Origin of the sequence: Brevundimonas fontaquae (genome assembly GCF_017086445.1) — a bacterium.
In the GTDB taxonomy this organism is placed as follows: domain Bacteria; phylum Pseudomonadota; class Alphaproteobacteria; order Caulobacterales; family Caulobacteraceae; genus Brevundimonas; species Brevundimonas fontaquae.
In genome coordinates this window covers 1,527,082-1,540,537 of the sequence record NZ_CP070968.1, presented here as the reverse complement: position 1 = coordinate 1,540,537, position 13,456 = coordinate 1,527,082, and the positions used below count along the sequence as shown (strand labels likewise).

The following is a 13,456-nucleotide window of genomic DNA, read 5'->3' as shown; positions in this document are numbered from 1 at the left end:
CGTCGCCACAGCAGCCCCTATCGAGGGCCGGCGCAAGCGCGATCTGAAGTCGGGCGCGACTTCAGATGCGTCCGACGAGGGACGCCGCGATCAGCCTGAGCCGCTTCAGCGGTTCGGCCCGGTCGGGATCGGTCAGGGCGGCGTGGGCCACGGCAGGGAATCCCTCGGGCGGCAGGCGTTTCAGCGCCCCATTGGCTGCTCGCTTCAGGGACGACGCCTCCTTCGCCCGACCGGTCTGCGCCAGTCCCCAGACCAGGCCGACGGGCGCCACGGCTGCATCATGGCCTTCGCCCGCCAGTATCCGCACACCGACCTGCATCGGGCCGACGTAGAAGGCGTCCAGATCGTGCGGCTGTTCGCGCACGCGGCCGATGTGGGCGTCGATCAAGGCGTCGAACGGCGCGCGGTCAAGGCCGTGACGCGCGACAAGATCGGTAAGCGCCTCCAGCACCGGATGGCCCTTGCGCGGCACGCCGGCGAAGACGCCGTCCATCTGTTCCGCCCACCAAGTGTAGCGCATCTCGGCCAACAGCGGCTGGGTCACGCGCGTGGGGATGGTCATCAGCTCGGCTTCGAGGGCGTAGAGCGTGATCAGGTCGGCGCGCGCGCGGTCGTCCGCGACCAGGCGACTGGACAGCCAGCGGTCGAGGTCGGCGGTGCGGACCTGTTGGTCGAGCGTATCCGCAGTCTCGGTCAAGCGGCGCGCGACACCGCGAAATCGGCCAAGTCTTCCAGCGCGGCGCGCCAGTCGCTGGGCGGCAGGATCGACAGGGCGGCCTTGGCCTGATCGGCATAGTCGCCGGCCAGGTCCAGGGTCGCGCCGATGGCGCCCGAGCCGATGATGAGTTCGCGCGCGCGGGTGAAGTCTTCGGGCGTCCGCTCGCCCTTGGTCACGGTGCGCTCCCAGAAGGCTTCCTCGCGGCCCCGCGTGCGAGCGACCGCCAGAAGCAGCGGCAGGGTCGCCTTGCCCTCGTTGAAATCGTCGCCGGCGTTCTTGCCCAGCGCCTCGGCCGTCGCGCCGTAGTCCAGGGCGTCGTCGGCCAGCTGGAAGGCGATGCCCAACGCCATGCCGTAGTCGCGCAGGGCTTTGATCGCGGCCGGATCGGCGCCGGCGCCCACCGCGCCCGCCTCGGCGGCGGCGGCGAACAGTTCGGCGGTCTTGGCCGAGATGATCTGCAGATAGGTGGCCTGGTCCAGATTCAGATCGTGGGCGCGGGTCAGCTGCAGCACCTCCCCTTCCGAGATCACGCGCGAGGCCTCGGCCAGAATGCCCAGGGCCCGCATCGAATCGGTTTCGACCATCAGTTCGAAGGCGCGTGCGAACAGAAAGTCGCCGACCAGAACACTGGTGGGCGCGCCCCAGATCAGGTGCGCCGCGACCTTGCCGCGACGCAGTTCGGACGCATCGACGATGTCGTCATGCAGGAGCGTGGCGGTGTGGATGAACTCGACCGCGGCGGCCAGCTTGCGCGGCGCCACGATGTCGTCCGTCGCGCCCACGGCGCGCGCCGCGGCGACGGTCATCAGGGGGCGCAGACGCTTTCCACCCGCCGACACTAGATGTTCGGCCAGTTTCGGAATGATCGGCACGTCCGACTGCATCCGATCCAGGATCAGGGCGTCCACGGCCGCCATATCGACCTCAGCCAGCCGGACAAGGGCGTTGACGTCCCCCTTCGGGCGGTGAGCGGCGGCGATGGCGACGTCCAAACGAATACTCTTTCACTGGCGCGGCGGGCCGCGGGAATGGCTTTTTGCGGCCGGGCCGGCTTGCCCCCGCGAGTTGCGGCGCACAATGATGTTCGACCCCTTGAGGGTCAAGGAGATTGAGGCTTGGAGCCGGTCGAAACCCTGCCGACGACGATCGTCGAGAACGGCCTGTTGAACGGCCGGGTGCGCTTGCGTCAACCCGCGCGCGGCTATCGCGCCGGGATGGATGCGGCTTTGCTGGCGGCGGCGGTACCGGCCGAGGCGGGCCAGAGCCTGATCGAGGCGGGCTGCGGGGCGGGCGCGGTCCTGATGCAGATCGCGTCGCGACGACCGGGCGTGACCCTGACGGGCGTGGAGCGCGATCCGGCGATGGCGGCGCTGGCGACCGAGAATGCGGCGCTGAACGGCGCAGCCGTATCCGCCGTGATTCGTCAGGGCGACGTGGCGGCGGGGTTTCGGGCCCTCGGCGTGGAGCCAGCCGACTGGGCCATATCCAATCCCCCCTTCTTCGATGACGCCGCGGCGTTGCGCGCCCCGGCCGAAGGCAAGCGGGGCGCCTGGATGGCCGACGACGGGCTGAAGGCGTGGACCGATTTCCTGTTGAAGGCGGTGAAGGAAGGCGGGCGCATCGTGGTCGTTCATCGCGCCGACCGACTGGCCGATCTACTGGCTCTGCTGGGCGAAAAGGCGGGGTCCTTCGCCGTGCGGCCCATCCATCCCTTCGCGGACGAGCCGGCCAAGCGGGTTCTGGTGCACGCCATCAAGACCGGGCGCGCGCCGCTGCGACTGCTGCCGGCGCTGATCCTGCACGACCGCGAGGGCGGCAAACACACCCCCAAGGCCGAGGCGATCCTGCGCGGCGAGGCGTCGCTGGGATGGTGATCGGGTGGTCAATCGCGACCGGAACGCCTAAATGCCGCCTCCTGACGAAATCGAGCCCGCCCCGTGTCACCCGACGACCTTCCGCATGATCTTCAAGACGGCCTGATCGCCGTCGGCGAGGCCGCGCGCGACTTGCGCGAGCCGTGGTGGATCTTCGGCGGAGCGGCCATGGCGCTCTACGGCCTGACCGACATCCATGTGCCCGACATCGACGTGCTGTGCGCGCCGCGCGATGCGCGCAACCTGCTGGGCGCGCTGGGCGGCGTGGTGATACCCGATCCGGGCGAAGGCCTGTTCCGCTCCGCCGTCTTCGGGCGCGCGCCGGATCAGCCGATCCTGGTTGAGGTCATGGCTGATCTGGAGACACGCGACGGCGGCGACTGGACCCCGGTCGCCTTCGGCTCGCGCCGCCGCGTCTTCGTCGAGGACACGCCCCTGTTCGTTCCGGATATCCGGGACCACATCGCCCTGTACCGCCTGTTCGGCCGCCCCAAGGATCTGGCGCGCGTCGAACAGCTTGAACGACTGATCGCCTGAATGCCTTTCCCCTTCCAGATTTCCGCCACCGAGGGCCGCGCCCGCACCGGGGTGCTGAAGACCGCGCGGGGCGACATCCGCACCCCGGCCTTCATGCCGGTCGGCACCGCCGCCACGGTCAAGGCGATGACGGTGGATCAGGTCAAGGCGACCGGCGCCGACATCCTGCTGGGCAACACCTATCACCTGATGTTGCGCCCCGGCCCCGAGCGGATGGAGCGTCTGGGCGGGCTTCACAAGTTCATGGGCTGGGACAAGCCGATCCTGACCGACAGCGGCGGATTCCAAGTCATGTCCCTGGCCGGCATCTCCAAGGTCAAGGAGGAGGCCGTAACCTTCTCCAGCCACATCGACGGCTCCAAACACGTCCTGACGCCCGAGCGGTCGATCGAAATTCAGGCCGACCGGATCGGCGCCGACATCTCGATGCAGCTGGACCAGTGCGTCGCCTATCCGGCCGAGAAGGATGCGGCCAGAAAGGCCATGGAGCTGTCGATCCGCTGGGGCGCGCGGTCCAAGACCCGTTTCGGCGAGCGTGAAAACCAGGCCCTGTTCGGCATCCAGCAGGGGTCGACCTTCGAGGACTTGCGCCGCCAGTCGTCGGAGCAACTGCAAGAAATCGGTTTCGACGGCTACGCCATCGGCGGTCTGGCGGTCGGCGAGGGCCACCAGGCCATGTGCGAGGTGCTGGACTATGCGCCCGAAATGCTGCCGGCCGACCGTCCGCGCTATCTGATGGGCGTGGGCAAGCCGGTCGACCTGGTCGAGGCGGTTTATCGCGGCGTGGACATGTTCGACTGCGTCCTGCCGACCCGCGCCGGCCGTCACGGTCAGGCCTGGACCTGGGATGGCCCGCTGAACCTGAAGAACGCCCGGTTCGCCGAGGATCAGGACCCGCTGGACCCGACCATCGAAGGACCGTCATCGCAGTATTCGAAGGCCTATCTGCACCACCTGATCCGCGCCGACGAAATCCTGGGTAAGGTGCTGCTGAGCTGGCACAACATCGCCTTTTATCAGGCGCTGACGGCGGCCATGCGCGCGGCGATTTCCGAGGGTCGGTTCGAACAGTTCAGGCGCGACTTCCATGCCCGCCACACGTCGAACGGCTGACGCCTAGGGGTGCGGTCTGAACCAGCTGGGCGCCGCCGGCGGCGCACAGTTCCGCTGCATTCCCATGCCCTTCAGGAAGGCGCGGCGCATCCGGCCGGACTGTATGGCCGATTGAACGTGCCTTGAATGCTGTTCGGCGCCGCTCAGTCGACGGATCCAGTTTCGGCCGGGAATAAAGTCGGTCGTCGTGTCGCGAATGGCGTTCAGCGCCGCCTTGGCCGCCGCATCCGCCGCCCGCTCGCTGAGATAGGACCCGTCCTGACGCGGCGGTTCGTCCGTGTCGGGTCCCAGCGCCTCGTCCAGCCGTGCGACCTCTGCGCCGATGGTCGTGCACTGATTCAGATTGCGCAGGTCGTAGGGATTGGCTTCGGCCTGAAGCAGCACCGTCGGGATCATCTGACGACGCAGGTTGAAGTCTTCCAGCGGAGCCGTCGCCGCCGCCGCGAATCCTGTCCTGACCTGTTCAGCGCCGCCCATCGCCGACCGACCGGCGTTGCAGCCGCTCAGCGTCGCGATCAGCAGGATCGCGGTCGTCGGACCGTACAGATTGTGATGCTTCATTCTGACGTTAGACCACGCCCGAACGGCGGATCAAAGGCGCCCTTGCGAAGTCCGCAAGGGAGAAATGGTACGTCCTCTCGGGCTCGAACCGAGGACCCTCTGATTAAAAGTCAGATGCTCTAACCAACTGAGCTAAGGACGCACCGCGCGACGTCCGGGCTGGCCCGAACCGTCGAAGGGCGCCTTCTGTTGTAATCCGGCCTTCCGGTCAAGACCCGGTCTGCTACTCATTGGCCATGAAACCATTAAATGGCGTCCGCATCATCGAATTCGACGGCTTGGGGCCGGTCACCTTCGCCGGAATGATGCTGGCGGACCTGGGGGCGGAGGTCGTGCGGCTGACGCGCGACGCCTCGGCCGGACCGGCGGTCTTCGACGAGGTCGGAGGCGAGGTGCTGCACCGGGGACGAGCGGCCGTTCCGGTCGATCTGAAATCACCGACCGATCGCGAGCGTATCCTGCAGCTGATCGATGGAGCCGACGCGGTGATCGAAGGCTTTCGGCCCGGAGTCATGGAGCGGCTGGGCTATGGGCCGGAGGTGTTGCAGGCGCGAAAGCCCGCGCTGGTGTTCGGACGCGTGACCGGATGGGGCCAGGCGGGCCCGCTGGCGAATGCGGTCGGGCATGATCTGAATTACATCGGCCTTTCAGGCATGCTGCACGCCATGGGCGAGGCGGATCGTCCGCCCGCCCCGCCGTTGAACCTGGTCGGAGATTATGGCGGCGGGGCCATGCTGCTGGTGGTCGGGTTGCTAGCCGCGCTGGTGGAGGCCAGGACGACGGGCAAGGGGCGCGTGGTGGACGCCGCCATGACGGACGGGGCGGCTCTGCTGGGCGGCCTGTTCCAGGCCTTGCGGGGTCGGGGACTGTGGAGCGACCGGCGCGGATCCAACCTGCTGGACGGGGGCGCGCCCTTCTATCGCTGCTACGCCTGTCGCGACGGCGGGTTCGTGGCGGTGGCGGCGCTGGAGCCGCGTTTCTACGCCGCGCTGCTGGCCGGCTTGGAGATCGATCCGGCCGACGCGGTTCAATACGACATCGCCGCCTGGCCGGCCCTGCAAGCGCGGTTTGCGGCCTTGTTCGCGAGCAGAGACCGCGACGACTGGAGCGCCCATTTCGCCGGGACGGAAGCCTGCGTCACGCCCGTGCTTAGCTTGGCCGAGGCGCCGGATCATCCGCACAATCAGGCGCGAGGAACATTCCACAGCGGCCTGCCGCAACCCGCGCCCCGTTTCGACGGCGTAGTTGCTGCGCCCTCCCCCAAGTCCGAACTGACGTTGGATCAAATGGTCACAAAATGGTCCGATCACGCAGGATGACCGACGCAGATTTCGGCGCTAAGGGAACAGCTTAGCGCGACAGGCGTTTGGTCGGCGGAGACCGGGGACTTTCATGACACGCTCGATTTTTGTCTTGGCCGCCGCCGCAAGCGTGCTCGCGCTGTCGGCCTGCGACGACCGTCCTTCGCGCTCGGACGACGACTATCGCGAGATGTCGGTCGAGCCGGCGCCCCCGCCGGTCAAGGAAGAAGCCCCTCCGCCCGCGCCCCAGGTTCAGGACCCGACGCCCACGCCCCCGCCGTCGACGACGCTTCCGCCTGAGGAACGCACGTCGGAACAGTCGGTCCAGCCCGAGAGCGAGACGCTGTTCTACTGACGAACAGGTATGCCGGGGGGCGTCCTTTTGACGAAAGATCGAGTTTGACGTTCAGGCCTGCCCTGCTGGTCGCCCTCGCGGCGTTTTCGGCCTGCGCCCATGCAGCGGCGGCGGAACCCCGCGCGCAAATCCGGGGCGACATGGACGGCGATCTGCGGCGGGCGCTGGAGCGGGCCGTGGGCGAGGTTGACGGCGCGCCGGCCAGCCGCTTCGAGGCGCGTCGTCGCGCCGAGAGCGCGGTGACCTCTGCGACGGCCCTGCTGCGGTCCGAAGGCTACTATCAACCGGTCGTCGAAGACATCGTCGAGGGCGAGGAGACGCCGATCGCGGTGGTTTCGGTCGAACCGGGGCGCCGCTTCCTGCTGACCGATCCGACGATCCAGTGGGCCGACCCCGCGCCGGAGGTCCAGGCGGCGGACAAGGCCAAGACTGCGATCGCGCTGAAGGCGGGCGATCCAGGTAGAGCGGCAGACGTCATATCCGGCGAAGGTCGGGCCGTGGCGGCGCTGGTGCGTGACGGCTATGCCGACGCCAAGGCCAATCCGCGCCGTGTCGTGGTGGATCACGCGGCCTTCACCGTCGCGCCGGAGTATCGCATTGCCTCCGGCGCGCTTGTGCGTCTGGACGGCGTGCGCTTGACCAGCCAGGGCCGCACCAATCCCGCCTGGGTCGCGGGCCTGGCGCCGTGGAACGAGGGCGATCGCTACGATCCCGAGATGGTCGCGGAGCTGGAACGCCGGCTGCTGGACACCGGCGTCTATGACGGCGTCAGCGTCGCCCTGTCGCCGCTGGATCAGATTACCGCCGACGGTCATCGCCCCGTGGTGGTCAGTCTGCAGGACCGGCCCCGTCGCGTGCTGGAGGCCGGCGCCACCTGGTCGACGGCGGAGGGCGCGGGCGTGGACGTGATCCAGACCCGCTACAATCGCTTCGGCCGCGCCGACACGCTGAGGCTGGAGGCGCGACTGGCCGACATCGACAGCCGGATCGGCGCCGACCTGTCCCTGCCCCACTGGCGTCGGCCCGGCCGGACGCTGAAGCTGGGCGCTGCGGTCGTCAACGAGGACACCGACGCTTACCTACGGACCGCCGTGGTTCTGTACGCCGACCTGCAACAACGGATCGGCAAGACCTCCTATTTCAACTACGGGATCGGGCTGGACGCCGGGCGCTACAGCGAGACTCGCTACGATTTCACCACCTTGCCCCCGCAGCGCGTGACCTTCGACCGCGATCTGGCCATCATCACCGCGCGGACTAGCGCCTACATCGACCGCTCTAATGATCCGCTGAACCCGACCAAGGGCTGGCGGGTCAATCTGGCGGTTCAGCCGACGGCGGTGACCGGCGAGAGCAATATCCTGTTCCTGCGCACCGAAACGCAAGGCACAGCCTACTTCCCCGTCGCGGGTGATCGCACCATCCTTGCCGGGCGCATAAAGATCGGCTCCATCGTCGGCGGCAGCGAGCTGAACGTGCCGGCCGACCGTCTGTTCTACTCCGGCGGCGGGGGTTCGGTGCGGGGCTATTCGTACCAGAACGTCAATCCGCAACTGCCGGACGGCACGCCGCGGGGCGGTCTGTCGCTGTTCGAAACCTCCTTCGAGGTGCGCCAGTCGATCGGTCAGAGCTTCCAGGCCGTGGCCTTCGTCGACGCGGGCTCCGTGGGCTTCCAGGAGACGCCGAACCTGACCAACATGCGCTACGGCGCAGGCGTGGGCGTGCGCTACATGCTGCCGTTCGGACCTATCCGGGCGGACGTCGCCATGCCGCTGAACAAGCGTGAGGGCGACTCCGCCTTCCAAATCTACATCAGCATCGGGCAGGCGTTTTGACCGATACACCGCCCGAAGCCACGCCTGAAGAAACGACGGCGCCGGCCAAGGCCGCGCGGCCCGCAAAGCCGCGTCGCGGGCTGGTCAGACGCATCGCTCTGGGCGTTGGCGCGGTGCTGGCCGGACTGCTGGTGCTGATCGCCGCCGCCCTGATCGGGGGGCGCTACTACATCGCCTCGGACGGCGGTCGCGACATGGTGCTGCAACGGCTTCAGGACCTGAAGATCAGCCGTTACGGCCGGTTGAAGGTCTATGGGCTGAAAGGCGATCTGCTCAGCGACTTCACTATCGACCGCATCACATTGGCCGATAGTCAGGGGATCTGGCTGGAGGCGAACAACCTCAGCATGGACTGGTCCTATGTGGCCCTTCTGAGCCGCAGCTTCCATGCGAACGACATCAAGGCCGAGACCATTCGCGTCCTGCGCCGCCCCGTGATCGACCCGCCGACTGGCGAGCCGCCCAGCCCGCAGCCCATCTCGGTCCGCATCGACAAGTTCGCGGCCAACATCGAACTGATGGAAGGCTTCTCCAAGGAATACGGCCGTTGGAGCCTGTCGGGCGACGCCAGCCTGCCGCGCAACGGCGCCAAGAGCGCGACGGTCAACGCCGACAGCCTGAACCGGCCCGGCGACTTCCTGCGTCTGGCGGCGACCTTCGGCGGCAAGCTGGAAGACACGCGCCTGAACCTGCGCGCCAACGAGGCTCAGGGCGGACCGCTGGCCGGCGCCTTGGGCTATTCGCCGGATCAGCCCTTCTCGGCGGTTGCGGTTCTGAACGCCGATGTCGTCAATGCGCGGGTCCAGACGGGACAGTTTGTCCCCCTGATCGTCCAGGGCCATTTCGGCGACAAGGGCTCTCGCGTCGCGGGCTTCGCCGACTTCAGCAACTCGGACCTGCTGGCGCCCTTCGTCACAAAGATCGGTCGTACTGCGCGGTTCGGCTTCGCCATGGTGCCGACGCCGGACAGGGCCAGTCAGGGCGTGGCGTGGAAGCTGATTTCCGACAACGTCCAGTCCGAGGCGCGCGGCCTGATCCGCAACTCCGACCGCAGCTCGCCCGACGGAATCAGCCTCAATATCCAGACGGCCTCGCTGAGTCGGCTGGTCGGGTCCGATGTTGCGGGACCAGCGGCCTATTCCGGCCTGTTCAAGGGTGACGCCCAGACCTGGACGCTCGATGGCCAGGTCACCCTGTTGAACGCCAATGTCGCCAGCTATCGCGCCACACGCATCGCCGGACCGCTGAACGTCGCGGTCAAGAACGGCCGCATCGATCTCGACGGCGACATTCGCGCCAACGGCGGATCAGGCGAAGGCATCATCGGCGGCCTCTTGGGTCCCGCCCCGCGGGTGCAGATGAAGGCGGCTCGGATGAAAGACGGCGCCATCCTGCTAACCAAGGTCGATCTGCAGGGTCAGGGCCTGACGCTGAACGGCTCGGGCTCGCGCAATCTGCTGGGCGGGATGAACTTCCGCGGCGAGGCGCAGCTGACCGACGCCAGGCGCGTGCTGCCGGACGCGCGCGGCGCCTTCGGCGGCCCGATCCGGGCTTCGTCGGCGCGGGCCGGCGCGCCGTGGGTGCTGAACTTCGACGGACGGGGCCGCAATCTGACAGTGGGTCTGGACGAACTTGATCGCCTGCTCGGCAAGACGCCGCGTCTGCATCTGGCCGGCAAGCTGAACGGCGGACGCATCGAGGTCGAGCGCGGCGAACTGACCGGCGCGGCCGGGCGCGCGGGGGCCAAGGGCATTATCGAAACCGCCGGCAAGCTGAGGCTGGCGCTGGACTGGAACGCGCGCGGCCCGTTCGCGGCCGGGCCTGTCGAGATCGGCGGCGACATGAACGGACGCGGCGCCCTGACCGGCACGCTGGCCCAGCCGCGCGTCGATCTGACCGCCGGCTTCCAGCAGGTCACGGCCGGCGCTCTGACGCTGAACAACGCCGACCTGACGCTGAGCTTCCGCAAGGGCGCGGATGCGTCGGACGGCCGGATTTCGGTGGTCAGCGGCTCGAACTATGGACCGGCGCGCGCTTCGGGCAACTTCTTCCTGGGCGGCAAGCGCATTCGGCTCAGCGATCTGGACGTGGACGCCGGCGGCGTGACGGCCCGGGGCGCCATCGCCCTGTCCGACAGCATTCCCTCCAGCGCGGACCTGACCTTCTCGGCGCGCGCGGGGGCCTTCCTGGCTTCGGGCGAAGCCAACGGACGGGTGCGGCTGACCGACGGCGGCGGATCTGACAGCGCCATTCTGGACGTCAGCGGTCGCAACGTCCGGCTGGCGGGTCAGAGCTGGATCATTCGCAAATTGGATCTGGACGGGCGCGGCACCCTGAACAACCTGCCCTTCACCCTGGCGCTGGACGTGGGCGGCCCCAACCCGGCCCAGTTCAACGGCACGGGCGTCTATTCGCGTCAGAACACGACGCACGGTCTGACGCTGCGCGGCGGCGGCCGGGTGCGCGAGGTGGCGTTCACGACCCGCAGCCCGGCCTCGATCACCCTGAATGGGGCTACGCGCACGGCGCATCTGGATCTGGGCGTGGGCGGCGGCGTGCTGCTGGCCGACCTGCGCCAGGATGCGCGCGGCGCCGCGATCCAGGCCGACCTGACGCGGGTCGATCTGGGCTCCATCTCGCCCGAACTGCGCGGCAGCGTGACCGGTCAGGTCGCCCTGCGCGGCGCCGGCAGCGACCTGTCGGGCACGGCCAATATCGCGCTGCAGAACGTGCGCAGCATCGATGCGCCTCGCGGCCTGGCCGTCGATGGGCGTGTCGACGCGACCCTGGCGGGCGACCGGCTGAGCATCAAGGCGACGGCGGTCGACGAGGGCGCGGTTCAGGCGTCCGCCGATGTCATCCTGCCGGTCGAGGCCTCGGCCGCGCCGTTGCGCCTCGCCATCGCGCGGACGCGCGAGATGTCGGGCCGGGTGTCGATCAACGGGCAGATCCAGCCGATCTGGGACCTGTTCCTGGGCGGCGACCGCAGCCTGGCGGGTCAGGTGGCGGGTCAGGCGACGATCGGCGGGACGCTGAACGCACCGCGTCTGAACGGCCGGTTCGATCTGAGCCAAGGCTCCTATCGCGAGAATGCGGTCGGTCTGGTGCTCAGCGACTTGACGCTTCGGACCCGGTTCGACGACACAGCCGCCCAGATCGAAACCTTCACGGCCAACGATGGCAAGGGTGGCACGGTGTCCGGCCAGGGCCGCATCGGTCTGCGCCAAGGCTCCGGATCGAACGCACAACTGATGCTGAACCGCTTCCGGGTCATCGACAACGATATCGCTGAGGCCCGCGCCTCGGGCCCGATCACCATCGTTCGCGGCGCCGACGGCAATATCCAGCTAGGCGGCCGCATCGACATCGACGAGGCCAAGATCGAACCGGAACTGCCCGGCGCCACCGGCATCGTCTCGATGGATGTGGTCGAGATCAATCGTCCCGGCGGCGATCCGGAGGAGACCGAGCAGAAGGCGCGCGGCCCTCAGATCGGCATGGACATCGTCCTGCGTTCCAGCGGCGGCAAGGTGCGGGTCAACGGTCGCGGCCTGAACGTGATCCTGGACGTGAACGCCCGGGTGCGCGGCACGATCGCCCAGCCGCAACTGACCGGCACGACCAATGTGGTGCGCGGCGATTATGAGTTCGCAGGCAAGCGGTTTGTGTTCGACGACACCGGTCGCGTCACCCTGTCTACCGATCCCAAGCAGATCCGTCTGAACCTGGCGGCGACGCGCGAGGACGCGGCCCTGACCGCCTCGATCAACGTCACCGGAACGGCCGCCGAACCCAAGATCGCCCTGACCTCCACCCCGTCCCTGCCCCAGGACGAAATCCTGTCGCAGGTACTGTTCGGACGGTCAGCGTCGCAGCTGTCGGCTTTCGAGGCGGCCCAGCTGGCGGCCGGGGTCGCGGCCCTGGCGGGCGGCGGCGGGTTCGACGTGATCGGCAACCTGCGCGAGCTGGCGGGGCTGGACCGGCTGTCGTTCGGCGGCGACGCGTCTGCGGTCACGGTTGCGGGCGGTCGCTACATCACCGACGACGTCTATCTGGAGGTCATCGGCGGCGGTCAGAATGGTGCGGCGGTCAAGGTCGAATGGCAGCCTCGGCGCAACGTCGCCATCGCCTCGCAGTTCGGCGGCCAGGGCCAGACCAGCCTGTCGATCCGCTGGCGTCACGAAAGCCGCGAGGCGGGCGACCGTCGTCCGAACCGGGGCGGCCGGAACCGCTAGGCCGCCCCGTCGGATCAGTCGCTAGAGAACCTCCAGCACCCGCTCCACGGGCCGGCCGATGACGGCGCCCTTGTCGGTCTCGACCATCGGACGTTCGATCAGGATCGGCTGAGCGATCGCTGCAGCCAATACGGCTTCGTCATCCGCGCCGGCGTCCAGCAGAGCCTTGGCGTCGGCCTCCTTCTTACGCAGCAGGCCGGACAGACCGACGCCGGTTCTGGACGCTAGACGCTCCAGCGTCTCTTGATCCCAGCCTGTCTTCAGATATTCGACCACCGTTGGTTCGACGCCCTGCTCGCGCAGCACAGCCAGGGCGTTGCGCGACGTGCTGCATTTCGGATTGTGGTAGAGGACGACCGACATCACGCCTCCTGCTTCAGGCGATGCAGCAGCATGGCGCCCTGCAGCGATGCGACATAGATCACGCCCGACACGAGCATGGCGGGCCAGGTCGTCAGGTTGATCCACAGCGGAAGGTCCGGCGATGGCAAGGTCCCCAGCAGCCGCATCCCCAGATTGGCCACCACGCTATAGGCGATCAGCGCCAGCATGATGATCGGGATGGCGCGCGTCATCATGCGCCACTGAACCACCGCCACGACGCCATAGAACAGGACGGAGAAGATCGCGCCCGAGGCGATGGCGAAGGGCCACATGACCTTCATCATCTCCTGCTGCATGGCCAACTGATCCGCCGACAGACCCATCTTGGCGTACTCCGCGCTCATCGCCGTCTCGAACCAGCCCGAGGTGAACATCCACCAGGTCGGGATCAGGCCGACGATTAGGGCGATGACCAGCCCGATCACCATGGAGCGCGCGGAACGCTGCGCCTCGGCCATGCCGCGCGGCAGCTTCAGCGGGTTCATGGCGCGGAGCCAGAGGTCGATCTTGTTGCGTGTCATGTGGCCCTCGTTTCGAGCGGAA

At 68.1% G+C, this 13,456-nt stretch carries 12 protein-coding genes and 1 tRNA gene; 7 read left to right on the top strand and 6 right to left on the bottom strand.

Features of this window, described 5'->3' with window-relative positions; translation table 11 throughout:
• Nucleotides 1-61 precede the first annotated feature (61 nt).
• Nucleotides 62-697, bottom strand: a complete 636-nt coding sequence (locus JX001_RS07505; RefSeq protein WP_205682948.1) for a squalene/phytoene synthase family protein — start codon at nucleotides 695-697, stop codon at nucleotides 62-64.
• Nucleotides 694-1,635, bottom strand: a complete 942-nt coding sequence (locus tag JX001_RS07500; protein WP_241004827.1) for a polyprenyl synthetase family protein — start codon at nucleotides 1,633-1,635, stop codon at nucleotides 694-696. Before JX001_RS07500 ends, JX001_RS07505 begins: the two co-directional genes overlap by 4 nt.
• Before the next feature lie 198 nt (nucleotides 1,636-1,833).
• Between JX001_RS07500 and JX001_RS07495 the strand changes: the two genes are divergently transcribed.
• The 3 genes from JX001_RS07495 to tgt all read left to right on the top strand — a co-directional run bounded on the left by JX001_RS07495 (nucleotide 1,834) and on the right by tgt (nucleotide 4,242).
• A complete protein-coding gene (locus JX001_RS07495) occupies nucleotides 1,834-2,592 on the top strand; it encodes a tRNA1(Val) (adenine(37)-N6)-methyltransferase (protein WP_241004798.1) in 759 nt (252 codons plus the stop codon).
• A 63-nt stretch (nucleotides 2,593-2,655) separates the two neighbouring features.
• Entirely contained in the window at nucleotides 2,656-3,129 is a 474-nt protein-coding gene (locus JX001_RS07490) for a hypothetical protein (RefSeq protein ID WP_055808117.1), read from the top strand.
• A complete protein-coding gene (gene tgt / locus JX001_RS07485) occupies nucleotides 3,130-4,242 on the top strand; it encodes a tRNA guanosine(34) transglycosylase Tgt (protein WP_205682946.1) in 1,113 nt (370 codons plus the stop codon).
• 3 nt (nucleotides 4,243-4,245) lie between these two features.
• Here tgt and JX001_RS07480 read toward each other — a convergent pair whose 3' ends face one another.
• Both JX001_RS07480 and JX001_RS07475 read right to left on the bottom strand, forming a co-directional pair.
• Entirely contained in the window at nucleotides 4,246-4,803 is a 558-nt protein-coding gene (locus tag JX001_RS07480; protein WP_205682945.1) for a hypothetical protein, read from the bottom strand.
• Between the two features lie 65 nt (nucleotides 4,804-4,868).
• Nucleotides 4,869-4,945, bottom strand: a tRNA-Lys gene (locus JX001_RS07475).
• Between the two features lie 88 nt (nucleotides 4,946-5,033).
• Here JX001_RS07475 and JX001_RS07470 point away from each other — a divergent pair.
• From JX001_RS07470 to JX001_RS07455, 4 genes are all read left to right on the top strand, one after another.
• A complete protein-coding gene (locus tag JX001_RS07470; RefSeq protein WP_205682944.1) occupies nucleotides 5,034-6,122 on the top strand; it encodes a CaiB/BaiF CoA transferase family protein in 1,089 nt (362 codons plus the stop codon).
• A 73-nt stretch (nucleotides 6,123-6,195) separates the two neighbouring features.
• Nucleotides 6,196-6,459, top strand: a complete 264-nt coding sequence (locus tag JX001_RS07465) for a hypothetical protein (protein WP_205682943.1) — start codon at nucleotides 6,196-6,198, stop codon at nucleotides 6,457-6,459.
• 44 nt (nucleotides 6,460-6,503) lie between these two features.
• Nucleotides 6,504-8,294 carry an autotransporter assembly complex protein TamA gene (locus tag JX001_RS07460; protein WP_205682942.1) on the top strand — a complete coding sequence of 597 codons (1,791 nt, stop codon included), beginning with the start codon at nucleotides 6,504-6,506 and terminating at the stop codon, nucleotides 8,292-8,294.
• The gene (locus JX001_RS07455; protein WP_205682941.1) at nucleotides 8,291-12,529 is read left to right on the top strand and encodes a translocation/assembly module TamB domain-containing protein; all 4,239 of its coding nucleotides are present in this window, start codon (nucleotides 8,291-8,293) and stop codon (nucleotides 12,527-12,529) included. Before JX001_RS07460 ends, JX001_RS07455 begins: the two co-directional genes overlap by 4 nt.
• A gap of 21 nt (nucleotides 12,530-12,550) precedes the next feature.
• Here JX001_RS07455 and arsC read toward each other — a convergent pair whose 3' ends face one another.
• Together arsC and JX001_RS07445 are read right to left on the bottom strand one after the other, a co-directional pair.
• Nucleotides 12,551-12,892 (bottom strand): arsenate reductase (glutaredoxin), encoded by a 342-nt coding sequence (gene arsC, locus JX001_RS07450; RefSeq protein ID WP_205682940.1) that lies wholly within the window; start codon nucleotides 12,890-12,892, stop codon nucleotides 12,551-12,553.
• Nucleotides 12,892-13,434 carry a hypothetical protein gene (locus JX001_RS07445; RefSeq protein ID WP_205682939.1) on the bottom strand — a complete coding sequence of 181 codons (543 nt, stop codon included), beginning with the start codon at nucleotides 13,432-13,434 and terminating at the stop codon, nucleotides 12,892-12,894. Before JX001_RS07445 ends, arsC begins: the two co-directional genes overlap by 1 nt.
• Nucleotides 13,435-13,456: the final 22 nt, after the last annotated feature.

Bases quoted from the DNA above. Each gene is read 5' to 3' on its own strand.
- JX001_RS07500 (WP_241004827.1), bottom strand. From the start codon at position 1,635: ATGGCGGCCGTGGACGCCCTGATCCTGGATCGGATGCAGTCGGACGTG.
- tgt (WP_205682946.1), top strand. From the start codon at position 3,130: ATGCCTTTCCCCTTCCAGATTTCCGCCACCGAGGGCCGCGCCCGCACC.
- JX001_RS07480 (WP_205682945.1), bottom strand. From the start codon at position 4,803: ATGAAGCATCACAATCTGTACGGTCCGACGACCGCGATCCTGCTGATC.
- JX001_RS07465 (WP_205682943.1), top strand. From the start codon at position 6,196: ATGACACGCTCGATTTTTGTCTTGGCCGCCGCCGCAAGCGTGCTCGCG.
- arsC (WP_205682940.1), bottom strand. From the start codon at position 12,892: ATGTCGGTCGTCCTCTACCACAATCCGAAATGCAGCACGTCGCGCAAC.
- JX001_RS07445 (WP_205682939.1), bottom strand. From the start codon at position 13,434: ATGACACGCAACAAGATCGACCTCTGGCTCCGCGCCATGAACCCGCTG.